Genomic DNA, 24,936 nt, shown 5'->3' on the forward strand with positions numbered 1-24,936 from the left:
GAGCGACCGCGACCACGACGGCGGGCGCGGGGTCGCGGCGCTCGACTACCGGGCGCACCCCGACGCGGAGCGCTTCATCTCCGAGTGCGTCGCGACCGAGCGCGCGGCCACGGGGCTGCGGCTCTCCGCCGTGCACCGCGTGGGAGCGCTGCGGATCGGCGACGCCGCACTCGTCGCCGCCGCATCCGCGCCGCACCGCGCCGAGGCCTTCGCCGCCGTCGAGCGTCTCGTCGAGCGCATCAAGCACGAGGTACCCATATGGAAGCGGCAGCACTTCGCCGACGGCGTGAGCGAGTGGGTGGGGCTGTAGCGGGCGCGGCAGCGCGGTCAGCCGCCGATGTACGACATCTCGATGCGCTCGCGATCCGGAGCCGCGTCTCCGAGCTGCGCGCGCAGCTCCGAGTAGCGGTCGTCGCGCACCGACCACACGCCCGCGAGCGCGCTCCGCACCTGCTCGTCGCCCGCCCCGGAGCGCAGCAGATCGCGCAGATCGAAGCCGCGCGACGCGAACAGGCAGGTGAACAGCTTGCCGTCGGCCGACACCCGCGCCCGCGTGCACGTACCGCAGAACGCGCCCGTCACGCTCGAGATCACACCGATCTCGCCGGAGCCGTCGCGGTAGCGCCACCGCTTCGCGGTCTCGCCCTCGCGGGTCTCGGCGACGGGCGCGAGCGGGTGCACCGCGTCGATGCGGGCGACGATCTCCGCCGACGGCACGACGTCGTCGAGCACCCACCCGTTGCTCGCGCCGACGTCCATGTACTCGATGAAGCGCAGCACGTGCCCGCGCTGCCGGAAGTGCTCGGCGAGCGGAACGATCTCGTCGTCGTTCACCCCGCGCTTCACGACGGCGTTCACCTTCACGGGCCCGAGGCCGGCCTCGCGAGCGGCGTCGATGCCGTCGAAGACGCGGGCGAGCGGGAACCGCACGTCGTTGATCGCCTGGAACCGGTGCTCCTCGAGCGAGTCGACGGAGACGGTGACGCGATCGAGGCCGGCCTCGCGCAGCCCGGCCGCTTTGACCCGCAGCGCCGAGCCGTTCGTGGTGAGCGCCAGGTCGGGCTTCCGGCCGTCGGGCGTGCGCAGCGCCGCGAGGCGGGAGATGAGCTCCTCGATGCCGCGGCGCAGCAGCGGCTCGCCGCCCGTGAGACGCAGCTTGTCGACGCCGAGGCTCACGGCCGCGCCGGCGACCCGCTCGATCTCGTCGAAGCTGAGCAACTCGTCGCGCTCCATGAACGGGTAGTCGCTGCCGAAGAGCTCCTTCGGCATGCAGTAGACGCAGCGGAAGTTGCACCGGTCGGTGACCGAGATGCGGAGGTCGCGGAGCGCCCGCCCGCGGGTGTCGGCGAGACCGGCGCCTCCCGTCGCGGGCAGCTGCCGGGCGCGCCCTCGCGGTCGCGCAACGGGCATCGACTTCGGCATCGCCGCACCTCCCCTGCGCGCCACCCTAGCAGTTGCGCTCCGGGGCGGGCGGTGAGTGTCACATCGCGCGAGCGGAGGCGCGCCCCTGCACCACGAAGAGGGAGGCGAGAGCGACGGCGATGAGGATCAGCGAGAGCGTCAGCGCCGTGTCCTGACTCACGCCCGCACCGTTGAACGCCGTGTAGATCGCCAGCGGAACGGTGCGCGTCGTGCCCCCGGCGTTGCCCGCGAAGAGCGCTGTCGCACCGAACTCGCCGAGGGCGCGGGTGAAGCACAGCACGACGCCGGCGATGAGACCGGTGCGGATCAGCGGCAGGGTGACCCGGAAGAGGGTCGCGGCGGGCGAGGCGCCGAGGGTGGCGGCGGCGTCCGCGAAGGCGGGGGTGAGGGTGCGCAGGGCGCTCTCGACCGAGATGACGAGGAACGGGAGCGAGACGAACGTCTGCGCGATCACCACGGCGGCCGGGGTGAACGGGATTCGGATGCCGACGTCGGCGAGGGCGTCGCCGAGTACTCCGCCGCGCCCGAGCAGTGAGAGCAGCGCGAGGCCGCCGACGAGCGGCGGCAGTACGAGCGGCAGCGTCACGATTCCGCGCAGCAGCACCGCCCACCAGCCGCGCGCCCGGGAGAGCACGACGGCGAGGGGCACGCCGAGCACGACGCAGCAGACCGTCGCCGCGCCCGCGGTGCCGAGCGAGAGCAGCAGCGCGCTTCCCGTCTCGGGCGCGGCGAGGGTGGCCGGGAGCGCCGCCCAGTCCATGCGCGAGAGCAGCGCGATGAGGGGGAGCACGAGCAGGGCGCCGCCGAGCAGCGCGGGCACGATCACGAGGGCGGGCACCGCGCGCCGGGTGCCGCTCGCCGGCCGGCGGGTCGGGCGTCGAACGATCCCGGCCTCGTTCGCAGCCCCGCTCATGCTCTCGCTCATGCCCCCGGCACCGGGCCGAAGCCGAGCTTCCGCAGACGCTCCTGCGCGGCGTCCGTCAGCAGGAAACGCGCGAACTCCCGAGCGGCGGCTGCGGATGCCGACCCCTCGATCGGGGCGATGAGGTACTCGCCCGAGGCGGATTCCGCTCCGGGGATCTCGACGCCCGCGACCTCGCCGGCCGAGCGCAGCACATCCGAACGGTAGACCAGGCCCGCGTCAGCCTCGCCGGAGGCGACCTTCGTGAGCACGGCGGTGACGTTCTGCTCCTCGCTGGCGGCCTGCACCTCCACGCCGTCGCGGTCGAGCAGCGCGCGTGCGGCCGCGCCGCAGGGCACCTCCGCCGCGCAGAGCACCACCGTCGGCGTCGGCCCGGCCGCTCCGCCGCTCCCGAGATCGGCGAGCGAGTCGATGCCGAGCGGGTTTCCCGGGGCGACCGCGATCTGCAGGGTGCTCGTCGCGAAGGGCGTGGGGTCGGCGGCGAGCAGGCCGGCGTCGGCGACGCGCTGCATGGTGGCCGCATCGGCGGAGGCGAAGACGTCGACGGGGGCGCCTGCCACGATCTGCGCGGCGAGCACGGAGGAGCCGTCGAATGTGAGCGCGCGGATGTCGACGTCGGGGTGCTCCGCCGTGAAGTCGTCGGCGACCTCCGTCACGACCTCCTGGAGGGACGCCGCCGCTGCGATCGTGAGGCTGCCCGACAGCTGCGATCCGGCCCCGTCGCCGACGGCCTCCTTCTCGGCTGGGGCCGTTCCGCAGCCCATCAGGGCGAGGAGGGCGAGGGCGATCCCTGCGGCGCCGGCGCGCCGGAAGCGGTCGCGCACGGCCTCGGTCATGGCTCTCAGTGTATGAGACCGATGGAGCGCGCACACGGTTGACGCGAGTTGGATCTCCCACTAGTTTCTGGAGCAGAGCGACCCTCCGGGCACCGGAGCCGGTCGACGAGCTGGGCCGGGGGAGACCTCGGCCGCTCTTCACGCAGTGCGGCGAGAGGGGATCGGAATGCGCAGACGGCCCGAACGAGAGCAGTCGGGGAGCCCGGGCGGCCGCAGCCGCGCGAGCGACCGGATCGGGGCGCGCTGATGCCGAACTACCGCTTCCGCTGCGCCGAGGGGTGCGAGTTCGACGCGATGTACTCGATGAGCGACGTGCCGCGACAGGCGGCGTGCGCCGCCTGCGGGGCGCTGGCGAAGCGCGTGATCACCGCCCCGCACCTCTCCGCCTCGGGCGGCAGCGCGTACGGCCTGCTCGATCGCGCCGCCCGCAGCGCGCACGAGCCGCAGGTGGTGGATCGCCTGCCCGGTCGCGGCGCCGCGCCGCGCCAGCCCGTCAGCCGCAATCCGCTGCACGCGAAGCTGCCGAGGCCCTGACCGTACGACCCGCAGCACCCGAACCGGAGGAGAGGACGACCCGATGCCCGAACACGTATTCCGACTGGACTCCAGCAAGAAGTTCACCGAGCAGGAGCAGGTGGGCCACAATCGCTGGCACCCCGAGATCCCGCCCGTCGCCACGGTGAAACCGGGCGATGCCTTCCGCGTCGACTGCCGCGAGTGGTTCGACGGGGCGATCGTCAACGACGACTCGGCGCAGGACATCCTCGACGCCCCGCTCCTCACCGTGCACACCCTGAGCGGCCCGTTCCGCGTGGAGGGCGCGAAGCCGGGCGACCTGCTCATCGTCGACATCCTCGACGTCGGTCCGATCCCGCAGGAGGATTCGGGGCCGCTCGCCGGGCAGGGGTGGGGGTACACGGGCATCTTCGCGAAGCGCAACGGCGGCAGCTTCCTCACCGATCAGTTCCCCGACGCGTACAAGGCGATCTGGGATTTCTCGGGCCAGACGGCCACGTCGCGACACGTGCCGGGGGTGTCGTTCACGGGCATCATCCACCCGGGGCTCATGGGCACGGCGCCGTCGGCCGGGCTGCTCGCCAAGTGGAACGCGCGCGAGGCCGCGCTCATCGCCACGGATCCCGACCGCGTGCCCCCGCTCGCACTGCCGCCCGAAGCCGACCACGCCGTGCTCGGAGGCCTCGACCGCGCGGAGTGGGCGCGCGTCGGCAGCGAGGCGGCGCGAACGGCGCCGCCTCGGGAGAACGGCGGCAACCAGGACATCAAGAACTTCACGAAGGGTTCGCGCGTCTTCTACCCCGTCTTCGTCGACGGCGCCAACCTCTCCGTCGGCGACCTGCACTTCTCGCAGGGCGACGGCGAGATCACCTTCTGCGGCGCGATCGAGATGGGCGGTTTCATCGACCTCCGCGTCGACCTCATCCCGAACGGCATGGAGACCTACGGCGTGCACGAGAACGCGATCTTCATGCCCGGCAACGTCGAACCGCAGTACAGCCACTGGCTCGCCTTCTCGGGCACGTCGGTGACGCTGGACGGCGAGCAGCGCTACCTCGACTCGCACCTCTCGTACCAGCGGGCGTGCCTCCACGCCATCGAGTACCTCACGAAGTTCGGCTACAGCCCCGAGCAGGCGTACCTGCTGCTCGGGGCAGCGCCCATCGAGGGCCGCCTCTCGGGCGTCGTCGACATCCCGAATTCATGCTCCACGGTCTACCTGCCGACGGAGATCTTCGACTTCGACCCGCGCCCCTCCCAGGCCGGGCCGGCGCAGATCGATCCGGGCATCGGCGCACCGCGCGCCGCCGCCTGAGTCGCGCCGCCGCCTGAGGTGCGCCGCCGCCTGAGGTGCGCCGCAGTTCGGGTGGTCGCTCCGCGACGCGACATGCGCGCGCCGCGGGGCGGCCACCCGGCCGGGCTCACACCGTGACCGGCCGGCCCACCCCCACGGGCGTGTTCGAGGGTTCGAGCCGCACCACGACCGCCTTCGACACCGGGGTGCCGCTCTCGAGCGCGGTGCTGTCGAGCGGCACCAGCACGTTCGCCTCCGGGAAGTACGCGGCGGCGCATCCGCGCGCCGTCGGGTACGCCACGGTGCGGAACCCGCGGAGCACGCGATCGGGCTGATCCTTCCACTCGCTGAAGATGTCGACCGTCTGCCCATCGGAGAGGCCGAGCTCGGCGAGGTCGTCGGGGTGCACGAAGATCACCGAGCGCCCCTTCTTGATGCCCCGATACCGGTCGTTGAGGCTGTAGATCGTCGTGTTGAACTGATCGTGCGATCGGACGGTCTGCAGGATCAGCCGGCCGGGCGGGCACTCGACGTGCTCCAGCTCGTTCACCGTGATGCGCGCCTTGCCGGTCGCGGTGTCGAACCGCCGCTCGTCGCGCGGCCCGTTCGGCAGCAGGAAGCCGTCCTTCCGGCGCGTCCGCGCGTTGTAGTCCTCGCAGCCGGGCACGACTCGGGAGATGTGATTCCGGATCACGTCGTAGTCGTCGATCATGGCGAGCCAGTCGATGCCGTGCCGGGAGCCGAGCGTCGCGTGGGCGATGCCGGCGATGATCGCGATCTCCGAACGCACCTGGTCGGAGACGGGCGGCACCTGCCCGTGCGATGCGTGGACCGCGCAGACCGTGTCCTCGACCGTGACGTACTGGGGTCCGCTGAGCTGCACGTCCACCTCCGTGCGCCCGAGCACCGGCAGGATCAGGGCCTCCTCGCCCGTGATCACGTGCGACCGGTTGAGCTTCGTCGACAGCTGCACGCTCAGCCGGGTCTTGCGCATGGCGGATTCGGCCAGGTTCGTGTCGGAGATCGCGCCGAGCAGATTGCCGCCGAGCCCGAACCAGACCTTGATGCGCCCCTCGTCGAGGGCGCGAATGCCCTGCACCGCGTCGACCCCGTGCTCGCGCGGAGGCTCGAAGGAGAACTCCGCGCCGAGCGCGTCGAGGAAGGAGTCGGGCATCTGCTCCCAGACCCCCATGGTGCGGTCGCCCTGCACGTTCGAGTGCCCGCGGATGGGGGAGGCGCCCGCGCCCGGGCGCCCGATGTTGCCGCGCAGCAGCAGCAGGTTGATGATCTCCTTGATCGTGTCGACGCTGCGGCGATGCTGCGTGATGCCCATCGCCCACGCGATGATCACCCGGTCGGCGCGCAGATAGCGCTCCGCGAACTCGTCGATCTCCGCGGCCGACAGCCCCGTGGCGCGTTCGACGGCGGCGTCGTCGACCTGCGCGATGTGCTCGGCGAACGCCTCGAAGCCGTCGCAGTGCTCGGCGATGAACTCGTGATCGAGCACGGTGCCCGGCGCCCGACGCTCGGCCGCGATCACCCGTTTGGAGACGGCCTGCAGCAGAGCCGCGTCGCCCCCGGAGCGGATCTGCAGGAACTGGTCGGCGATCTGGATGGGCTTGCCGACGTAGCCGCGCACCTTCTGCGGGTCCTTGTACCCGAGCAGCCCGGCCTCGGGCAGCGGGTTCACCGCGACGACGCTCGCGCCGTTCTTCTTCGCCTCTTCGAGCGCGGTGAGCATGCGGGGGTGGTTGGTGCCCGGGTTCTGGCCCATGATGACGATGAGGTCGGACTCGAGGAAGTCGTTGTACGCGATCGTCGACTTGCCGATGCCCACCGTGTACGTCATCGCGGTGCCGGTCGACTCGTGGCACATGTTCGAGCAGTCGGGCAGGTTGTTCGTGCCGAGCACGCGCGCGAAGAGCTGGTAGATGAACGCCGCCTCGTTCGAAGCGCGCCCGCTCGTGTAGAACGACGCCTCGTCGGGGTGGTCGAGGGCGTTCAGGTGCCCGGCGGCGATGTCGAATGCACGATCCCAGCTGACCGGCTCGTAGTGATCGGAGCCGGCCGGCTTGTAGACCGGTTCGGTGATCCGGCCCTGCATGCCCAGCCAGTACTCGGTCTTGTCCTCGAGGGAGGTGAGCGAGTGCTCCTTCCAGAACGAGCGCGGCACGGTGACGGGGGTCGCCTCCCACGTGACGGCCTTGCCGCCGTTCTCGCAGAACTCGGCGATCTTGCGGTGCTCCGGGTCGGGCCACGCGCAGCTCATGCAGTCGAAGCCGTCCTTGTGGTTGATCTTCGTCATGAGCTTCGCCGTGCGGGCGAGGCCGAGCGTCTTCACTGCGGGCTCCATCGAGTGGAAGACCCCGCCCATGCCGGCGGCGTAGTCCTTCGGCTCGGTGACCTCGATGTCGGCGTCGGAGAAGTCTTCGCGGGGGGCCTTCGGGCTCATGGCTGCACTGCTTTCTCGAGGGGGTCGGCGGCGTCGGCGGTGTCGTCGGCGTCGTCGCGGTGGCCGGGGGCGTCGGCGGCGGTGTCGTCGATGTCGTGGTCGGTGTCGTGGTCGGTGCCGCCGGCGGTATCGGAGACCCGGTCGTCGCGGCTGTAGACGACCATGGAGTCGCCGCGGAGAAACCCGACGAGGGTCAGACTCGACGCCTCGGCGAGCTCGACCGCGAGCGATGAGGGCGCGGAGACCGCGGTGAGCATGGGGATGCCCGCCATCAGTGCCTTCTGCGTGAGCTCGAAGCTCGCGCGCGCCGAGACCATGAGCACCGTGGAGCGCAGGGGCAGCATCCCCTGCAGCAGTGCCCAGCCGATCACCTTGTCGACGGCGTTGTGCCGCCCCACGTCTTCGCGGAGCACCAGCATCTCGCCCGTGCGGCCGTCGAAGAGCGCCGCCGCGTGCAGGCCGCCGGTGCGCTTGAAGATCGCCTGCTCCGCGCGCAGCTGCTCGGGGAAGCCGGCGATCGTCGCGGCGTCGACGACGAATGGGTCGTCGGCGACCGAGAAGCGGGATCGGGTGTGCACCGCGTCGATCGTCGCCTTGCCGCAGAGACCGCAGGAGCTCGTCGTCGTGAAGTTGCGCTGCAGACTCGGATCCGGCGGTGCGACGCCGGGGCCGAGCGCCACGTCGAGCACGTTGTACGTGTTCGGCTCGCCGTCGCTCGCGCAGTGGATGGCGGCCGAGAAGTGCTGCTGCTCGTGGATCACGCCCTCGGAGACGAGGAAGCCCGCGGCGAGCTCGACGTCGTGCCCCGGCGTGCGCATGGTCACCGCCAGCGACGTGCCCCCGACCCGCATCTCGAGGGGTTCCTCCACGGCGAGGAAATCGGCTCGTCGGACTCGGGATCCGCCGACGGTGAGGCGGGTCACTCTCCGACGCGCTGCGATACGTGACACCCCTCTTGGATATCATCGAAGGTGATCGGGAGCAAGGCGTCGAACCGGCGCGAACCGGATTCGGAAGCGGGGTGGCCAGCGCATGTCGAGTCGCGAACGCCCCCGGGGCGCGCCTGCGCCCGGCGCTCCGGCATCGGCGCCGATCTCCGTCGACGCGCACCTGCGGGCCGTACTCGACGCGGTCACGGCGCTCCCCGTCGAGACGGCACCGCTCGGCGCGGCCATCGGGCGGGTGCTCGCGGCCGACGTGGTCGCAGGGATTGACCTGCCGCTCTGGGACAACTCAGCGATGGACGGGTACGCCGTGCGGGCGGTCGACACCGCCGGCGCCTCGGAGGGCGCACCCGTGCGGCTGGCCGTGATCGGCGAAGTCGCCGCGGGCCACGGCGACGACCCGCAGCTGTCGCCGGGCGCCGCGGTGCGCATCATGACCGGGGCTCCGCTGCCGAGCTCCGCCGACGCCGTCGTCCCGGTGGAGCAGACCCGAGCGGAGGGCGAACCGGGCGATTGGGCCGAGCACCGGGTGACGGTGCTGCGGGCGGCCCAGCCGGGCGCGCACGTGCGCCGGCGCGGCGAGGACGTGGTCGCGGGAGAGCGCATCGCGTCGGCGGGGGAGCAGCTCGGCGCCCGGCGCGCCGCCGCGATCGCCGCCGCCGGCGTGTCCGAGGTGCGGGTGCGCCCCCGCCCGAGCGTCGCCGTGATCACCACCGGGTCCGAGCTGCGCTCGAGCGGCGCCCCGCTCGAGCGGGGGCAGATCCCCGAATCGAACTCCGTGCTCCTCGCCGCCCTGCTCGCCGAGGACGGCATCGAGCCCGTCTCGGTCGCCGTGAGCGACGACGACGCATCCGGCCTCGCCGCGCGTCTCGCCCGGATCGACGGCCGCGTCGACGCGGTGATCACCACCGGCGGCGTGGGGCCCGGCCTCCACGATGTCGTGCGGATCGCGCTCGCCGCCGAGCCGGGCGTGCGTGCGGTGCGCGTCGCCGTGAAGCCCGGGCAGCCGCAGTGCTTCGGGCGTCTGCGCGGCGGCTCGCTGATCTTCGCGCTCCCGGGCAACCCGGTGAGCGCGGCCGTCAGCTACGAGCTCTTCGTGCGGCCCGCGCTGCGGCACCTGCAGGGGGCCTCGAGACTTCACCGCCCCCGGGTGCCGGCCACGGTCGATTCGGGCTGGCGGGGCAGCGCCGACCGCACGCAGGTGCTCCCCGTCCGAGTGCGCAGCACCCCCGACGGCCTGCGCTGCGCGCCCGCGGTGGAGCCGCGGGGGTATTCGCACGCCGTCGGCCGTCACGGCGCCGCCGAGGGGTACGCCATCGTCGAACCGGGGCGCGGCGACGTGGCGGCGGGGGAGACGGTGGAGACCGTCGTCGTCGCATGGTGACCGCGCCCGCGCGACTCGGCGCCGTCGTCTTCGCTGGCGGACGCGGCTCCCGGCTCGGCGGTGTCGACAAGGCGGCGCTCGAGCTGGGAGGAGTGCCGCTCGTGGAGCGCGCCGTGGCCGCCGCCGAGCAGGCCGGAGTCGATGCGCCGATCGTGGTGGGCCCGCCGGGCGCAGCACCCGCCCGCTGCACGACGGTGCGCGAGCAGCCGCCGTACTCGGGGCCGCTCGCCGCGCTCGCCGCCGCCCTCGCGGTTCTCCCGCCGGAGATCGACGAGGTGCTGCTGCTCGCCTGCGACCTGGTGCGACCCGACGAGGTCGTCGCCCGTCTGCGCGTGAGCGCCCCGTCGAGCGACGAGGACGGGGTGCTGCTGCGCGACCCCGACGGGCGCGCCCAGTGGCTCGCCGGCCGCTACCGGGTGGCCGCGCTGCGCAACGCGGTCGCGGCGCTCGGCGGCGACGTGGCGGGGCGCCCGCTGCGCCGCGTCATGGACGCCCTGCGTCTTCGTCCGCTCGACGCGAGCGCGAAGACCGTCGCCGACATCGACACCCCCGAAGACCTCGAGCGGGCGCGCCGCGCGCTGCTGCCGCCCGACCCCGCGAATGCGGGGACCACCCTTGAGACCGACACCCGCTCACCTGGAGGCGCCATGCCGCAATCGCACCATCTCCCGCCCGAGGCCCTCGACGCCTGGCTCGTCGCCGCAGCGGCCGAACTCGGCGTCGAACCCGACGCCGTGCGCATCGGCACCGTGCTCGACGTCGCCCGCGATGTCGCGCACGACGTCGCGCGGCCCGCGGCTCCGCTCTCCACCTTCCTGCTCGGCGTGGCGTACGGCCGGGCGGGGGCGGCGGATCCGGATCGTCTGCAGGGCCTCGCCGACCGGCTCACGGAGCGCGCTGCGGCGTGGAAGGACGACCGCGACGCGTCGCAGTGACGGTGCGCGGCTCCGTCAGGCGCCGAGTGCGAGCGAGCGCAGCTCCTCCACGAGACCGGCCGATCCCACGACCATGAAGGGCTCTCCCGGGGGCGTCGCCGCGTCGCGCCCGATGAGCGTCGCGCCCGCCTCGCTCGCGATGAGCACCCCGGCCGCGTAATCCCACGGCTGCAGGCCCTCCTCGTAGTAGGCATCGATGCGGCCGGCGGCCAGCATGCAGAGGTCGTAAGCCGCCGAGCCGTTGCGGCGGATGTCGCGCGCACGCGGGATCACGCGCGCCACCATCTCGGCCTGCCGCGTGCGGCGCTCCACGGTGTAGCCGAACCCGGTGGCCACGAGCGACACCGACAGATCCTCCTGGCCGGTGATGCGGATCGGCTCGCCGTTGCGAGTCGCACCGCCGCCTTGCCAGGCGACGAACAGCTCCTCGGTGCGCGGGTTGCACACCGCGCCCGCGATCGCGCGCCGGCCGTCGGCGTACGCGGCCCCGTCTGCGACCGTCGCCGCGATGCTCACGGCGTAGGCCGGCAGATCGTAGAGGTAGTTGACCGTGCCGTCGATCGGGTCGATCACCCAGGTGATGCCGCTCGACCCCGCGATGCCGGTGCCCTCCTCGCCCAGGATGCCGTCGTCGGGCCGCACCTCCTGGATCGCCGCGACGATGAGCCGCTCCGACTCCTGATCGGCCGCCGTCACCACATCGGTCGCACTCGACTTGCTCGCGGCGACCGACACGCCCTGCGCCCGGAGCTCGAGGATGCGCGCTGCAGCGCGCTCGGCGATGCGCGCCGCGATCTCAGCGAGGCCCTTCGCGTCGTGATCGGTCGAAGCGGCTGCGGAGGAATCGGTCATGGCCCCGAGCCTAGCCCCTCGCGCCGCCTGGCGCGGGCAGCAGAACGGGGCCCGAGCGTCATCGACCGGGCCCCGCGTTCTGAGGAGGAGGTTCAGCGCGTCGGCGCCGGCACCACCTCGGGGGCGGCGTACGCGTACGCCTCTTCGCCGTGCGCGGCGAAGTCGATCCCGGCCTCCTCCACCTGCTGCGGCACCCGCAGGCCGGTGACGAGCTTCACGCCGAGCGCGATCACCAGGGAGACGACGAAGGAGTACACCATCACCGAGACCACCGAGATCGCCTGCACCAGCAGCAGCCCCGCGTCGCCGCCGGTGAAAAGCCCGTCGGAGAAGGCGAAGAAGCCGAGGTAGAGCGAGCCGATCACGCCGGCGACCAGGTGGAGTCCCACCACGTCGAGCGAATCGTCGTATCCGAGACGGTACTTCCACTCGATGGCGACGGCGCACGCCATGCCGGCGATCAGGCCGAGGAGCAGCGCCCAGACCGGTGCGAGGCTCGCCGCGGCCGGCGTGATGGCGACGAGACCGCCCACCGCTCCGGAGGCCGCGCCGATTACTCCGGGCTTCTTGCCGCGCATCACGTCGACCAGGATCCAGCCGACGATGCCGGCCGCCGGGGCCGCGAGCGTGTTGACCAGGATCAGACCGGCCTCACCGGTCTCGGTCGCCAGGCCCCCGTTGAAGCCGATCCAGCCGAACCAGAGCAGGGCCGCGCCGATCGTCACGAGCGGGATGCTGTGCGGCTGGTGCGATCCCTTGCCGAACCCGATGCGCTTGCCCGCCACGAGAGCGAGGGCGAGCGCGGCGGCGCCGGCGTTGATGTGGATCACCGTGCCGCCGGCGAGATCGATCACGTCGGGCAGGCCGAGGGTGCTGCCGAGGTTCTGGATCCAGCCACCGCCCCAGACCCATGCGGCGACCGGGAAGTAGACGAGGGTGGCCCACACGCCCGAGAACAGCACCCACGAGCCGAGGCCCACGCGGTCCGCGATCGCGCCGGAGATCAGCGCGGTCGTGATCATCGCGAAGACCGCGCCGAACCCGACGCCGATGTAGCTCGCCGGGTCGGTGCTGATGAGACCGAAGTCCTTGAACGGGCTGCCCGCGAAGCCGCCCTCGCCCTCGGCGAAGTAGTTCATGCTGTACCCGAAGAGGATCCACAGCACGCCGACGACGCCCATTGCGCTCACGCTGAAGAGCATCATGTTGACGACGGAGCGCACGCGGACGAGGCCGCCGTAGAAGAGGGCGAGCCCCGGGGTCATGATCAGAACGAGTGCCGCGCTCGTCAGCGTCCACACATCTGAGGGAGTGAGTTCCATGCTGGTGCCTTTCTCTCGAGCGGACCAGGCCCGCCGCAGTGGAACCAGTGTGCGCTGCCGGTGTTTCGCAGCCGTCTCCTCGTCGTTTCGATGTCGTACCGGATATGTTTCGGTCGGATGACGGATGCGCACGCGCGGGGGAGGCGGCGCGCTGCGGCGGCGCGCGCAGCGCTCGAGGCCGATCGGTGATAAGCTGTGCAGGTTGCCGTTCGAACGGCCGCGGATAAAGAGAGCCCCAGCACCCCGCTGACGGCGCCGCGCAGCAAGAGGAAGGGGATCCCTATGGCACTTGAAGCAGATGTCAAGAAGGCGATCATCGAAGAATACGCGACGAAGCCCGGCGATACCGGTTCCCCTGAGGTTCAGGTCGCCATGCTCAGCCGTCGCATCAAGGACCTGACCGAGCACCTCAAGGAGCACAAGCACGACCACCACTCGCGTCGTGGCCTCCTGCTGCTCGTCGGCCAGCGTCGTCGTCTCCTGGGCTACCTCCAGAACGTCGACATCGAGCGCTACCGCTCGCTCATCGAGCGCATCGGTCTGCGCCGCTAGTCTGCAGGTCCTCCGGCGATCGCCGGAAGCACCATCTGCGAAGCGCCCGTCACCTCACGGTGGCGGGCGCTTCTGCGTGGCGGGCGCTGCTGCGTGGCGGGCCGGCTTGATTCCGGCTCGCGTCAGTAGAACGCGGGCATGCCGATCAGAAGATTCCCGATCCACGAGAAGGCGAGCGAGAGGAAGCCGACCGCGACCGCAACGGCGGCCCCGATCGCGGTCCAGCGCCAACGGGTCAGGCGGCGCACGACGAGGCCGACGATCGCCAGCGCGCCTGCGATGAGCAGGAGCAGCGCATTCGTTCCCGGTATGAGGGGGATGAGGGCGTAGAACATATCCGAGCTCACGGACGCGCGGTAGAGGGAGGGAGTCAGCAGCGGCACGAACGTGGTGAGCAGCAGGAGCACCAGCGCGATGATGCCCGGAACGTTCAGGCTGCCGGTAGCGCTCTGGTTGCGCTGCTGAGTGCCCGGCTGCGCGTACTGCTGCTGCGCGTACTGCTGCTGCCCGTACTGCTGCTGCGCGTACTGCTGCTGCGCGTACTGCTGCTGCGCGCCGGGTTGCCCGTACTGGTGCTGCGCGTACGGCGGCGCCTGCTGGTGCTGCTCCTGCACGGGCGGTTGCAGGTGCGGCTGTCGAGTATCAGGCTGCGCGTACTGCTGCTGCTGCTGAGGATCCAGCTGCTGCGCCGGTTGCTGCTGCTGCGGCGGCGGCGCGTACTGGGGTGGTTGCGCCTGCGGGGGATGGGGCTGCTGGGGCTCGGAGCTGCTCATACTGCGAAGCTTATCCGCGACGCCTCGCTTCCGCCGAGACTGCGACCCATTCCCTGGGCGCGAGGCATCCCGTCGAGACCGTGACTTATTCGCCGAGCGTGAGGGATTCCGCTGAGACCGAGGGTTCCGTGCAGTGCAGAAACCTCGCTGTCAGCGCGAACCCTCGGCCTCGATGACTGGCCCAGGAGGCAGCGCTGCGGACGGTATTCGGATCCGGCATCATCTTCCATCATCTTCGTGCACACGAGCTCGCATCGCGTCGACCTCGGGCGGCTGCGAGCATTCTGTGGAGAACAACGAGCGTCAGCTGAATGTACGGCCACCATGCTCGTATGGAGCATGTCACCGATATCGATCGCATTCGACGAACCCGCGACGCACTCATCTTTCTCAGGGAGGCACTGGGCGACACGGAGGTGCGCACGGCGCAGGCGGGCGTGCGGGTGGGGCAGCTCGCACGGGTGACGCGGGGCTGCTTCGTCGCGGCGTCCGTGTGGGATGCGTGGTTTCCGGAGCAACGACTGCTCGCGCGCACCATCGCAGTCGCTGAGCTGAATGCGCGGTTCGATCCGCTGTTCTCGCATCAATCGGCCGCCGTGCTCTGGGGGCTGCCCCTGTTCCGCGTGCCCGACCTGCGCGTGCATGCACTGACCCCGGCGGAGTCGCCGGGGCGCAGCTCGGCGACGGTGATGCGGCATGCGGCGGTATGGGACGCAGACGAGGAGACGCGCGTCGCCGGAGTGCGGGTGACCAGTCTCACCCGCACGGTGCTCGACCTCGCCCGCGCCGCCGAGCCCGAGACGGCGATCACGGCCGCCGACGCGGCGCTTCGAGCCCTGTTCACCTGCCGCGCCGGCGGTCGGGACGAGGAAGCGGAGGAGGCGTGGCGCTCGACGCAGCTGCGGCGCCTCGACGAGATGGCCGGGCGTCGCGGCGTGCGGCGCGGGCGCAGCATCGTCGAACTCGCGGATGGGCGTGCGGACTCGCCCGCCGAGAGCGTGAGCCGGCTGTACCTGGCGCAGCTGGGGGTTCCGGTCGCGATCCAAGTGTCCGTCGTGGGCTCGAACGGTGCGCAGTACCGAGTCGACTTCGAGTTCATCGGGCAGCGAACGTTCGGCGAGGTGGACGGCCGCATCAAGTACCTCGATCCCGCGCTCCGGGGCGGGCGCAGTGCTGAGGAGGTGGTGCTGCAGGAGAAGGAGCGGGAGGACGACATCCGCGGGACGACCGGCAACGGATTGGTCAGGTGGGGATCGCCGCACCTGTCAGGCGCGCGCGGCCTGGGCATGCGGCTGCGGGCCTTCGGGCTGCGGGTGCCGAAGCTGGAGGGCGTGGTCGCGACTGGCGCTGCGCGCGGTCGCGATCCTCGCAGACGCGAGCGCGCGCGATTCCGCTGAGACCGAGTGTTTCGCGCCGTGCAGAAGCCTCGTTCTCAGCGCGAACCCTCGGTCTCGCGCATGGTTGGTCGAGCGCAGGCGGCGCGGGCGCTCGGCCACGGGCGCGCGGCCGCGATCGCGCGAACGCCGCGCCCACCCGGCGCGCAAAACGGGTGCGGCCCCCTCGCAATCGCGAGAGGGCCGCACCCGTTGCCGGAACGCGCCTCAGATCTTGGAGGACGCGTCCTTCAGCACGCTGCGGAGGATGCCGCCGATCTCGGCGAACTCCGACGGGCCGATGGTCAGCGGCGGAGCGAGCTGGATGACGGGGTCTCCACGGTCGTCGGCGCGGCAGTAGAGACCGGCCTCCCACAGAGCGGGGGAGAGGTAATCGCGGAGCAGTCGATCCGACTCCTCCTCGTTGAACGTCTCCTTGGTGGCCTTGTCCTTCACCAGCTCGATGCCGAAGAAGTAGCCCTCGCCGCGCACGTCGCCGACGATGTCGATGTCGAGCAGCTTCTCGAGCTCGGCGCGGAACAGCGGGCTGTTCTCGCGCACGCGGCCGTTGAGGTCCTCCTCCTCGAAGATGTTGAAGTTCTCGAGGGCCGCGGCAGCCGCGGCCGGGTGACCGGCGAAGGTGAAGCCGTGGTAGAAGGTGTTCTCGGTCGAGTTGAACGGTTCCGACACCTTGTCGGAGACGATCATGGCACCCAGGGGCACGTAGCCCGAGGTGATGCCCTTCGCCGACGTGATGATGTCAGGCTCGTAGCCGAGGGCCTTCGACGCGAAGAAGTCGCCGATGCGGCCGTAGGCGCAGATGACCTCATCCGAGACGAGGAGCACGTCGTACTGGTCGCAGATCTCGCGCACGCGCTTGAAGTACCCGGGGGGCGGGGGGAAGCAGCCGCCCGAGTTCTGCACCGGCTCGAGGAAGACGGCGGCGACGGTGTCGGGGCCCTCGAAGAGGATCGCCTCTTCGATCCGGTTCGCAGCCCACTGGCCGAAGGCCTCGAGGTCGTCCGACGGGGCGCCCATCTCGTCTGCGCGGTAGAAGTTCGTGTTCGGCACGCGGTGACCGCCCGGGGTCAGCGGCTCGTAGAACTTCTTCATGTCGGGGATGCCGGTGATGGCCAGCGCGCCCTGCGGGGTGCCGTGGTAGGCGACCGAGCGCGAGATGACCTTGTGCTTCATCGGCTGGCCCTTGATCTTCCAGAAGTGCTTCGCCAGCTTGAACGCCGACTCCACAGCCTCGCCACCGCCGGTGGTGAAGAAGACCTTGTTCATCTCGCCGGGCGCGTAGCTCGAGAGACGCTCGGACAGCTCGATCGCAGCCGGGTGGCCGTACGACCAGATCGGCATGAAGTCGAGCTGCTGCATCTGCTTGGCGGCGGCCTGCACGATGCGCTCGCGGCCGTGGCCGGCGTTGACCACGAAGAGCCCTGCGAGGCCGTCGATGTACTGCTTGCCGTGCGAGTCGTAGATGTGGTGGCCCTCGGCGCGCGTGATGACGGGAATGCCGTCGTTGAGCACCTTGCGGTTGGTGAAGTGCGGCCACATGTGCTTCTTGGCCGAGGCCTGGAGCGCGGCGGTGTCCACCGCTGCAGTGGGATCGTAAGACATGGTTATCGTGTTCCCCAGTCGTATTTCTGTTTGGTGAGTTGGAGGTAGACGAACGATTCGGTCGACGCAACGCCTTCGATCTTGCGGATCTGTTCGTTGAGCAGTTCGATCAATCCGTCGTCGTCCTCGCAGACGACCTCGGCGAGGATGTCGTAGGAGCCCGCGCTGAGCACGACGTAACTGATCTCCGACATTTCAGCGAGGCGGTCGGCGACGACCCTGGTGTCGCCGGAAACGCGGATGCCGAGCATGGCCTGGCGGGTGAAGCCCAGGCGCATCGGGTCGGTCACGGCAACGATCTGCATGACTCCGGCATCCGTGAGCTTCTGCACGCGCTGACGCACGGCGGCCTCGCTGAGGCCCACCGCTTTGCCGATCTCGGCGTACGATCGACGGCCATCGCGCTGGAGTTGCTCGATGATCGCTTTCGACGTGGGATCGAGCGCCGGCGCATTGCGTTTGCTGCTCACGCTTCTGATTCTTGCAGTCGAATCGTGAAAACGCAAAGGAATCCGAAGAATACGGATCGCGATTCAGCGTATTTCCACGTTCTCGGGGAGGAGTCGCCCTCCGATGTCTCCGAACGGTAACCGTTCGATGACGAAACCGGGTCGCGCGACGGCGGCTCTTGGCACGGCGTCGGGTCTATGCCATATTCGAGGCACCCCTGGCACTGCCGCCTGACGGGTGGTGTGCCGTCGCATATGAGAATCAAGGGAGATATCTCATGGTCCTTCGTCAGCCCGAAGATCCCATCATCCGCGACATCGTCCGGATGATCAGAGGTCAGCAACTCGACCGCCGCCAGCTCCTCCGGGGCGCCGCCGCGGGAGCCGTGGGCCTCGGGGCGCTCGGCCTGAGCGCGTGCTCGGGCGGCGGAGGCGGCGGGGGAGACGGCGTGATCTGGGGCAACTGGACGTACTACCTCGACTACGACGACGCGGCGGGCACCTACCCCTCGCTCGAGCAGTTCCAGGAGCAGGCCGGGTACGAGGTGCAGTACGTCGAGGACATCGACGACAACAACACCTTCTACGGCAAGATCAAGGATCAGCTGCAGCTCGGCGACCACACCGGCTACGACACGATCACGATGACCGACTGGATGAACGGCCGCCTCATCACCGCCAACCAGGTGCAGGAATTCGACTACGGCAATCTGCCGAACGTGACCGCGAACCTGGTGGACGCCCAGTGGGACGCCCTCGACGTCGATCCGGGCCGCAAGTTCTCGATCCCGTGGCAGCTCCCGGCGACGGCATGGGTGTGGAACACGGAGGCGGTGCCGAACGGCATCAAAACGCTCGACGACTTCCTGGATCCGAAGCTCAAGGGCAAGGTGGTGGTGCTGAGCGAGATGCGCGACACCGTGGGCCTCATCCTGGCCGGTCTCGGGCACGATCCCGGCGGGCAGTGGGGCGATACCGAGTTCGACGCCGCGATGGCGTGGCTCGACGACGCACTGCAGAGCGGGCAGATCGGCAACGTGAAGGGCAACAGTTACACGCAGGATCTGATCACGGGGGACGCGCTGGCCGCGATGGCGTGGTCGGGCGACGTGATCATGCTGAACGCCGAGAACGACAACCAGTGGACCTTGGAGATCCCGGAGTCGGGCGGCATGATCGCGGCCGATTCGTTCACCGTGCCCAACGGCACGTCGCCCGAGGCGAAGGCGCGCGTCGAGGAGCTCATCGACTTCTACTACGACCCCGAGATCATGGCGCAGGTCGCCGACTACGTGACGTACGTGCCCCCGGTGAAGGGCACCCAGGAGGCGATGCGGCAGGTCAACCCGGAGAACGCCGACAACCCGCTGATCTTCCCGAGCGAGGAGGATTGGAAGCACCTGCGTCCGTTCCGCACGCTCACGGCGGAGGAGGACAAGAAGTACTCCACCCAGTTCCAGAACGTGCTGGGGCTGTGAGCGTGGCGGATCGGAGCGCGTTCGCGGAGGCGGGCGCCGACCTCCGGCTCGAGGGGATCCAGAAGCGCTTCCCGGGGTTCACCGCCATCGAGCATCTCGACCTGACGATTCCCGCGGGGTCGTTCTTCGCACTGCTCGGCCCGTCCGGGTGCGGCAAGACGACGACGCTGCGCCTCGTCGCCGGCCTGGAGGAGGCGACGGCGGGTCGCATCCTCATCGGGGGCTCGGACGTGACGCATCTCACCCCGCACCGCCGGCCGGTGAACACGGTGTTCCAGTCCTACGCCCTGTTTCCGCACATGTCGGTGCTCGAGAACGTCGCATTCGGGCTGCGCCGCCGCCGCGTCGCCGATGCCGCCGCGAAGGCGCACGAGGCGCTGCGGCTGGTCGAACTCGACCACGTGGCCGATCGCAAGCCGCAGCAGCTGTCGGGCGGCCAGCAGCAGCGCGTGGCGCTGGCGCGCGCGATCGTGAACCGCCCCGCGCTCCTGCTGCTCGACGAGCCCCTCGGCGCGCTCGATCTGAAGCTGCGCCGCCAGATGCAGCAGGAGCTGAAGCAGATCCAGCAGGAGGTCGGACTCACCTTCCTGCACGTCACCCACGACCAGGAGGAGGCCATGACGATGGCGGACACCGTCGCGGTGATGCATCGGGGCCGGATCGAGCAGATGGGCGCGCCCGAGGACCTGTACGAGCTGCCGCGCACCGTGTTCGTCGCGAACTTCCTCGGGCAGTCGAATCTGTTCTCCGTGCAGGTCGCCGGATCGACCGACCGGGTGCTGCACACCGAGTTCTCGGGTGCGCGGCTGTCGGTGCCCCGCGAGCGGAGCGAGCGGAGCAGCGGGCGGATCACGGTGGGCGTGCGGCCCGAGAAGCTCACGCTCGCCCACGCCGAGCCGCCGCAGGACGCGCAGCTGAACACCCTCGGTCCGGGGCGGGTGACCGACGTCTCCTTCATCGGCGTCAGCACCCAGTACACCGTCGCGGTGCCGGGGGCGGGCGACGTGCAGGTCTTCGCGCAGAACCTGCAGGCCGGGCCGACCGCGGCGCTCGGCGACGAGGTCTGGCTGAGCTGGCGCGTCGACCACACCTTCGGCCTGGCGGACGACCCGCTCGATACCGGCACCGTCGACTCCGAGCTCTCGACGCGGGCGATCGCGTCGCAGGCCGCGCTCGCAGAGTAGGGGAGGCGATCATGGCTTTCACCGCGTTCTCCGCGAGCGCGAAGCAGGTGGATCAGGCTCCGCGCAAGCGCGGGTGGGTGGCGCTGCTGCTGCTCGCCCCGGGCGTCGCGTACATGCTGCTGTTCTTCGTCGCTCCATTCGTGCAGCTCGCGCTCACCTCGCTGCAGGCCCCGGCCGACACGGGCGGCATCGGCCAGTACGTCGCGGCCGCGCAGTTCTCCAACTACTGGGCGGCGCTGCAGGAGTACTGGCCGCACCTGGCGCGGTCATTCGTGTACGCGCTCACCGCGACCGTCATCGGGCTGCTGATCAGCTACCCGCTCGCATACCTCATCGGCGTGAAGGCGCGATCGAGGCCGATGCTGCAGGGGATCCTGCTGATCCTGGTCATCGCCCCCTTCTTCATCAGCTTCCTGCTGCGCACGCTCGCGTGGAAGGCGATCCTCCCGAGCGAACTGGTGGGCACGCACTTCTCCGTGATCTTCGGCCTCGTCTACAACTTCATCCCGTTCATGGTGCTGCCGATGTTCGCGTCGCTGCAGGCGCTCGATCTGCGTCTGCTCGAGGCGGGAGCCGATCTGTACGCGTCTCCGCTCACCACGTTCCGCCGGGTCACGCTGCCGCTCTCGATGCCGGGCATCGTCTCGGGCACGCTGCTCAGCTTCATCCCGATGTCGGGCGACTACGTCAACGCGTCGCGCGAGTTCCTGGGCGGCACGTCGACGACCATGATCGGCAACGTCATCGAATCGAACTTCCTGCAGACGCAGAACTACCCGATGGCCGCGGCGCTCTCGATCATGCTGATGATCGTCATCCTCGTGCTCGTCGCCACGTACGTGCGCAAGAGCGGGGTGGAGGATCTGCTGTGAAGCGGTTCAGTCTCGGGCGCGCGTTCGTGCCGGTCGTGAGCACGATCGTGCTCATCTACCTGCTGCTGCCGATCCTGCACGTCATCGTGTTCTCCTTCAACGAGTCGGGACGCAACAACATCCTCTGGCGGGGGTTCACGCTGCGCAATTGGGAGAACCCCTGCGGCGCTCCGCAGGTGTGCACCGCGTTCGGCAACAGCATCCTCGTAGGCGTCGTCGCCACGGTGATCGCGACCACGCTCGGCACGCTGATCGCGATCGCACTCGTGCGGTACCGCTTCCGGGCGCGATCGACCGTCAGCCTGCTGCTCTTCACGCCGATGGCGACGCCCGAGGTGGTGCTGGGCGCCGGTCTCGCCGCGCAGTTCCTGCTCGCGGGGGTGGAGAAGGGCATCGGCACCATCATCCTGGCGCACACGATGTTCTGCATCTCGTACGTGGTGGTCGCGGTGAAGGCGCGCGTCGCGAGCCTCGACCCCGCCATCGAGGAGGCGGGGCGCGACCTCTACGCCTCCCCGGTGCAGGTCTTCTGGCGGATCACGCTGCCGATGCTCGCGCCGGGCATCATCGGCGCGGCCCTGCTGAGCTTCGCCCTCTCGTTCGACGACTTCATCATCACCAACTTCAACTCGGGCACGGCGACGACCTTCCCGAAGTTCATCTACGTGTCGGCGCTGAAGGGCGTGCCGGCGCAGGCCAACGTGCTGGCGTCGATCGTGTTCGTCGCGGCACTGCTGCTCGTGATCGTGGTGCAGATGGTGAACATCTCGCGGCGCAAGCGCCTCGCCCGCGGGTAGCGGCGCGGGCCGGACGCGCCCCGGGCACGTCCGGCTTGCGCCGGGCGGCGCGCGGGTGCAAGATGTGTGCTTGGCGAATTCCTCGTCGCCGCACCAGGGCTGCCGAGCGGAATCGCGTCGCGAGGCAGCTGCGTTCTTGAAGGAGAGAACATGTCAGCTCTGTCTGCACCGGCGTCATCGAACGGTGCTCGTCTCAAGCGCAGCCTCGGGCTCTGGGCCATCGTCGGCCTCGGCCTCGGCTACATGACCCCCACCGTGGTGTTCGACACGTTCGGTCTGGTGGCGCGGGACACGAACAACGTCGTGCCGCTGGCCTACACCGTGGCGCTCATCGTCATGATCTTCACGGCGATCAGCTACGGGAAGATGGCGGGGGCGATCCCCAGCGCCGGGTCGGCGTACACGTACGCGCGCGAATCGATGCACCCGAACGTCGGCTTCCTCGTGGGCTGGACGGCGCTCATCGACTACATGCTGCTGCCGATGGTGAACTGCCTCATCCTGCGCAGCTACCTCGAGGCGTTCTTCCCCGGCGTCCCCGGAGCCGTGTGGGTCATCGTGTACGTGCTGTTCGTGACGACCGTCATCTACCTCACGATGCGCGGCACGTCGAACGTCAACATGCTGCTGCTCGTCTTCTCGATCGTCGTGATGGCGATCTTCGTCTTCATGGTCATCCTGCAGCTCTCCGGCGGAGCCGGCGAGAACGGCGTCGTGACGATGCGGCCCTTCTTCCACGACGGCGTGGAGTTCGGCGCGGTGCTCGCGGGGGCGACCATCGTCTGCTTCTCGTTCATCGGCTTCGACGCGGTGACCATGTACGCGGAGGAGGCGAAGACCCCGAAGATCATGCCGAAGGCGATCCTGCTGACCGTGGTGATCGGCGGCGCGATCTTCCTCGTCGCGAGCTTCTTCACGCAGCAGCGGTTCCCCGACTGGAACGAGTTCGCCCCGGGCGGCGACATGCAGTACGTCGAGGACAGCACGCTGCCGATCATCGGCGACCTCGTCGGCGGCAAGCTGCTCTCCGCGGTGCTCACCGCGGCCGGATTCGCGGCGACCCTCGCCTCGGGGCTCGCGTCGCACGCGTCGGTCTCGCGCATGCTGCTCGTCATGGGCCGCAACAACGTGCTGCCGCAGAAGTTCTTCGGGTACGTGAACCCCCGCACCCACACGCCGACCTTCAACATCGTGCTGACGGGCGCGATCTCGCTGCTCGCGATCGCCTTCACGCTCGAGATGATCGCGGCGTACATCAACTACGGCGCGCTGATCGCGTTCACCTTCGTCAACCTGTCGGTGATCGCGTGGTTCGCGATTCGCCAGGGGCGCAGGCGCACGCCGAAGGACATCTTCACCTACATCGTGATGCCGGTGCTCGGCACGCTGCTGACCGGGCTGCTGTGGGTCAATCTCGACGGCCACGCGCTGCTCGGCGGGCTCATCTGGAGCGCGCTCGGCTTCGTGTACCTGCTCGTGATCACCCGCGGGTTCCGCCTGAAGGTGGCGTCGTTCGACGAGAGCCAGCCGGTCACGGGGTTCAACAAGGTGTCCACGGGCGAGTAGCCCGGTGCGCCGAGGCGCCCGCCGCGTCAGGCCCGGAGAGTGCTCTGCTCCTCGGGCGGCGCGGCGGGCGTCGTCGTGCCGGCCCCGCGGTCGCGCCGGATCGCGCGGGGCGCGAAGAGCGGCAGCGTGATCGAGCAGAGCGGGCCGATGAGCGCGGCGAACACGACGGTGCCGATGCCGACGTTGCCGCCGAGGGCCCACCCGATCAGCAGCACGGTCACCTCGACGGCGGTGCGGCCCACCCAGATCGGCGTGCCGAAGCGCAGGTGGATGCCGGTCATCAACCCGTCTCGGGGGCCCGGGCCGAGGTCGGCGCCGATGTAGATGCCGCTCGCGACGGCGAGCAGCAGCAGCCCGATCGTGAAGTACGCGATGCGCACCCACAGCGCTTCGGGCGTCGGCAGCAGCCAGAGCCCGAGCTCGATGCCGGGGCCGACGAGCAGGATGTTGAGCAGCGTGCCGATGCCGGGCTTCTGGCGGAGCGGCCACCAGAGCAGCAGCACGAGCACGCCGATGAGGTTGGTGAGCAGGCCGATGCCGAGGCCCGTCTGCAGGGAGAGGCCCTGGGCGAAGACCGTCCACGGGTCGACGCCGAGGGCGGCCTCGATCATGAACGCGTCGGCGACGCCGTAGAGCAGCAGGCCGGGGATGAGCTGGGCGAGTCTTCGGATCACGGTGCCAGTCCACCGCCGATTGGCATTGCCCGCAAGGGGCCACCTCGCATACAGTGGCCGCATGCCTGAGATGTGGACTGCCCAGCGGTTGAGCGCTCGCCGGCTCGCCGACCTCCTCGGCCGCTGGCGCGGTGCCGGGCACGGCTACCTCGAGCTCGCCGACAGCGTCGCGCTCCTCGTGCGCGATGGGCGCATCGTGCCGGGGACGACGCTCCCCGCGGAGCGCCCCCTCTCCGAGACCCTCGGCGTGAGCCGCACCACGGTCGCCGCCGCGTATCAGCGGTTACGCGAGACCGGGGTGGTGCGGTCCCGTCGCGGATCGGGCACCGTCGTGCGCGGCTCCGGCGCCACCCGCGACGGTCTCTGGTCGGGCACGATCAGCGGAATCGACCTGTCGAGCGCGTGCCCCGAGCCCTGGAGCGGGCTCGCGGCGCTCAACGCGCGCGCAGCCGAGGAGCACGCGGCCGCCTTCCAGCTGATCGGCTACGACACGCTCGGCCTGCCCGACCTGCGCGCCGCGATCGCCGACCGCTACGCCGCCCGCGGGCTCCCGACGACCCCCGAGCAGATCATGGTCACGCTCGGCGCGCAGCACGCGATCTTCCTCATCGCACGCACGCTGCTGCGGCGCGGGGATCGCAGCCTGATCGAATCGCCCAGCTATCCGCACGCGCGGGAGGCGCTCGCCGCGACGGGGGCGCTCGTCGCCGAGCTGC

At 70.3% G+C, this 24,936-nt stretch carries 24 protein-coding genes; 13 read left to right on the forward strand and 11 right to left on the reverse strand.

Going from position 1 to position 24,936, the window contains the following annotated elements; translation table 11 throughout:
* On the forward strand, positions 1–310 hold a 310-nt coding region (locus NS354_RS02995; protein WP_058593136.1), incomplete at its 5' end, for a molybdenum cofactor biosynthesis protein MoaE.
* Between the two features lie 17 nt (positions 311–327).
* Here NS354_RS02995 and moaA read toward each other — a convergent pair.
* From moaA to modA, 3 genes are read right to left on the reverse strand one after another with little or no spacing between them, the layout of a single operon-like run.
* Positions 328–1,422 (reverse strand): GTP 3',8-cyclase MoaA, encoded by a 1,095-nt coding sequence (gene moaA, locus NS354_RS03000; protein WP_058593137.1) that lies wholly within the window; start codon positions 1,420–1,422, stop codon positions 328–330.
* A 58-nt stretch (positions 1,423–1,480) separates the two neighbouring features.
* Entirely contained in the window at positions 1,481–2,347 is an 867-nt protein-coding gene (locus NS354_RS03005) for an ABC transporter permease (RefSeq protein WP_430735990.1), read from the reverse strand.
* A complete protein-coding gene (gene modA, locus NS354_RS03010; protein WP_058593138.1) occupies positions 2,344–3,180 on the reverse strand; it encodes a molybdate ABC transporter substrate-binding protein in 837 nt (278 codons plus the stop codon). Before modA ends, NS354_RS03005 begins: the two co-directional genes overlap by 4 nt.
* A gap of 246 nt (positions 3,181–3,426) precedes the next feature.
* On the opposite strand from modA, the gene NS354_RS03015 reads away from it, so the two are divergent.
* Both NS354_RS03015 and fmdA read left to right on the forward strand, forming a co-directional pair.
* Positions 3,427–3,714 carry an FmdB family zinc ribbon protein gene (locus NS354_RS03015; RefSeq protein ID WP_058593139.1) on the forward strand — a complete coding sequence of 96 codons (288 nt, stop codon included), beginning with the start codon at positions 3,427–3,429 and terminating at the stop codon, positions 3,712–3,714.
* 43 nt (positions 3,715–3,757) lie between these two features.
* Positions 3,758–5,011, forward strand: a complete 1,254-nt coding sequence (gene fmdA, locus NS354_RS03020; protein ID WP_058593140.1) for a formamidase — start codon at positions 3,758–3,760, stop codon at positions 5,009–5,011.
* A gap of 106 nt (positions 5,012–5,117) precedes the next feature.
* Here the strand turns inward: fmdA and NS354_RS03025 are convergent, their stop codons facing one another.
* Together NS354_RS03025 and fdhD are read right to left on the reverse strand one after the other, a co-directional pair.
* Positions 5,118–7,442: an FdhF/YdeP family oxidoreductase gene (locus NS354_RS03025; protein WP_058593141.1), complete on the reverse strand. Its 2,325-nt coding sequence runs from the start codon at positions 7,440–7,442 to the stop codon at positions 5,118–5,120.
* Complete coding sequence (gene fdhD, locus NS354_RS03030) at positions 7,439–8,392, reverse strand: formate dehydrogenase accessory sulfurtransferase FdhD (protein ID WP_082677872.1); 954 nt, start codon at positions 8,390–8,392, stop codon at positions 7,439–7,441. Before fdhD ends, NS354_RS03025 begins: the two co-directional genes overlap by 4 nt.
* A gap of 82 nt (positions 8,393–8,474) precedes the next feature.
* On the opposite strand from fdhD, the gene NS354_RS03035 reads away from it, so the two are divergent.
* Both NS354_RS03035 and NS354_RS03040 read left to right on the forward strand, forming a co-directional pair.
* Positions 8,475–9,770: a molybdopterin molybdotransferase MoeA gene (locus tag NS354_RS03035; RefSeq protein WP_058593143.1), complete on the forward strand. Its 1,296-nt coding sequence runs from the start codon at positions 8,475–8,477 to the stop codon at positions 9,768–9,770.
* Positions 9,764–10,705, forward strand: coding sequence for an NTP transferase domain-containing protein (locus NS354_RS03040; protein WP_058593144.1), 942 nt, complete (start codon positions 9,764–9,766; stop codon positions 10,703–10,705). Before NS354_RS03035 ends, NS354_RS03040 begins: the two co-directional genes overlap by 7 nt.
* A gap of 15 nt (positions 10,706–10,720) precedes the next feature.
* Here NS354_RS03040 and NS354_RS03045 read toward each other — a convergent pair whose 3' ends face one another.
* Both NS354_RS03045 and NS354_RS03050 read right to left on the reverse strand, forming a co-directional pair.
* The gene (locus NS354_RS03045; protein WP_058593145.1) at positions 10,721–11,557 is read right to left on the reverse strand and encodes an inositol monophosphatase family protein; all 837 of its coding nucleotides are present in this window, start codon (positions 11,555–11,557) and stop codon (positions 10,721–10,723) included.
* Between the two features lie 92 nt (positions 11,558–11,649).
* Positions 11,650–12,879: an ammonium transporter gene (locus NS354_RS03050; RefSeq protein WP_058593146.1), complete on the reverse strand. Its 1,230-nt coding sequence runs from the start codon at positions 12,877–12,879 to the stop codon at positions 11,650–11,652.
* Positions 12,880–13,161: 282 nt separating this feature from the next.
* Between NS354_RS03050 and rpsO the strand changes: the two genes are divergently transcribed.
* Positions 13,162–13,431, forward strand: coding sequence for a 30S ribosomal protein S15 (gene rpsO, locus NS354_RS03055; RefSeq protein ID WP_010156567.1), 270 nt, complete (start codon positions 13,162–13,164; stop codon positions 13,429–13,431).
* A 122-nt stretch (positions 13,432–13,553) separates the two neighbouring features.
* Here the strand turns inward: rpsO and NS354_RS03060 are convergent, their stop codons facing one another.
* Positions 13,554–14,204, reverse strand: coding sequence for a hypothetical protein (locus NS354_RS03060; RefSeq protein WP_153002096.1), 651 nt, complete (start codon positions 14,202–14,204; stop codon positions 13,554–13,556).
* Positions 14,205–14,536: 332 nt separating this feature from the next.
* On the opposite strand from NS354_RS03060, the gene NS354_RS03065 reads away from it, so the two are divergent.
* Entirely contained in the window at positions 14,537–15,601 is a 1,065-nt protein-coding gene (locus NS354_RS03065) for a hypothetical protein (protein ID WP_058593148.1), read from the forward strand.
* 204 nt (positions 15,602–15,805) lie between these two features.
* Here the strand turns inward: NS354_RS03065 and NS354_RS03070 are convergent, their stop codons facing one another.
* Together NS354_RS03070 and NS354_RS03075 are read right to left on the reverse strand one after the other, a co-directional pair.
* Positions 15,806–17,200 (reverse strand): aspartate aminotransferase family protein, encoded by a 1,395-nt coding sequence (locus NS354_RS03070; RefSeq protein WP_058593149.1) that lies wholly within the window; start codon positions 17,198–17,200, stop codon positions 15,806–15,808.
* A gap of 2 nt (positions 17,201–17,202) precedes the next feature.
* A complete protein-coding gene (locus tag NS354_RS03075; RefSeq protein WP_010156571.1) occupies positions 17,203–17,670 on the reverse strand; it encodes an Lrp/AsnC family transcriptional regulator in 468 nt (155 codons plus the stop codon).
* Between the two features lie 257 nt (positions 17,671–17,927).
* Here NS354_RS03075 and NS354_RS03080 point away from each other — a divergent pair, with 257 nt between their 5' ends.
* From NS354_RS03080 to NS354_RS03100, 5 genes are all read left to right on the forward strand, one after another.
* The gene (locus tag NS354_RS03080; protein ID WP_058593150.1) at positions 17,928–19,127 is read left to right on the forward strand and encodes an ABC transporter substrate-binding protein; all 1,200 of its coding nucleotides are present in this window, start codon (positions 17,928–17,930) and stop codon (positions 19,125–19,127) included.
* Positions 19,124–20,311, forward strand: coding sequence for an ABC transporter ATP-binding protein (locus tag NS354_RS03085; RefSeq protein WP_430735991.1), 1,188 nt, complete (start codon positions 19,124–19,126; stop codon positions 20,309–20,311). The genes NS354_RS03080 and NS354_RS03085 overlap by 4 nt, the downstream gene beginning before the upstream one ends.
* A gap of 11 nt (positions 20,312–20,322) precedes the next feature.
* Positions 20,323–21,183 carry an ABC transporter permease gene (locus NS354_RS03090; RefSeq protein WP_058593151.1) on the forward strand — a complete coding sequence of 287 codons (861 nt, stop codon included), beginning with the start codon at positions 20,323–20,325 and terminating at the stop codon, positions 21,181–21,183.
* Positions 21,180–21,980, forward strand: coding sequence for an ABC transporter permease (locus NS354_RS03095; protein ID WP_058593152.1), 801 nt, complete (start codon positions 21,180–21,182; stop codon positions 21,978–21,980). The genes NS354_RS03090 and NS354_RS03095 overlap by 4 nt, the downstream gene beginning before the upstream one ends.
* A gap of 150 nt (positions 21,981–22,130) precedes the next feature.
* Positions 22,131–23,546, forward strand: a complete 1,416-nt coding sequence (locus NS354_RS03100; RefSeq protein ID WP_058593153.1) for an APC family permease — start codon at positions 22,131–22,133, stop codon at positions 23,544–23,546.
* Between the two features lie 26 nt (positions 23,547–23,572).
* Here NS354_RS03100 and NS354_RS03105 read toward each other — a convergent pair whose 3' ends face one another.
* On the reverse strand, positions 23,573–24,220 hold the full coding sequence (locus NS354_RS03105; RefSeq protein ID WP_058593154.1) for a YczE/YyaS/YitT family protein: 648 nt from the start codon (positions 24,218–24,220) through the stop codon (positions 23,573–23,575).
* 61 nt (positions 24,221–24,281) lie between these two features.
* Here NS354_RS03105 and NS354_RS03110 point away from each other — a divergent pair.
* On the forward strand, positions 24,282–24,936 hold a 655-nt coding region (locus NS354_RS03110), incomplete at its 3' end, for a GntR family transcriptional regulator (protein ID WP_153002097.1).

It is taken from the genome of Leucobacter chromiiresistens (assembly GCF_001477055.1).
Classification (GTDB): Bacteria; Actinomycetota; Actinomycetes; order Actinomycetales; family Microbacteriaceae; genus Leucobacter; species Leucobacter chromiiresistens_A.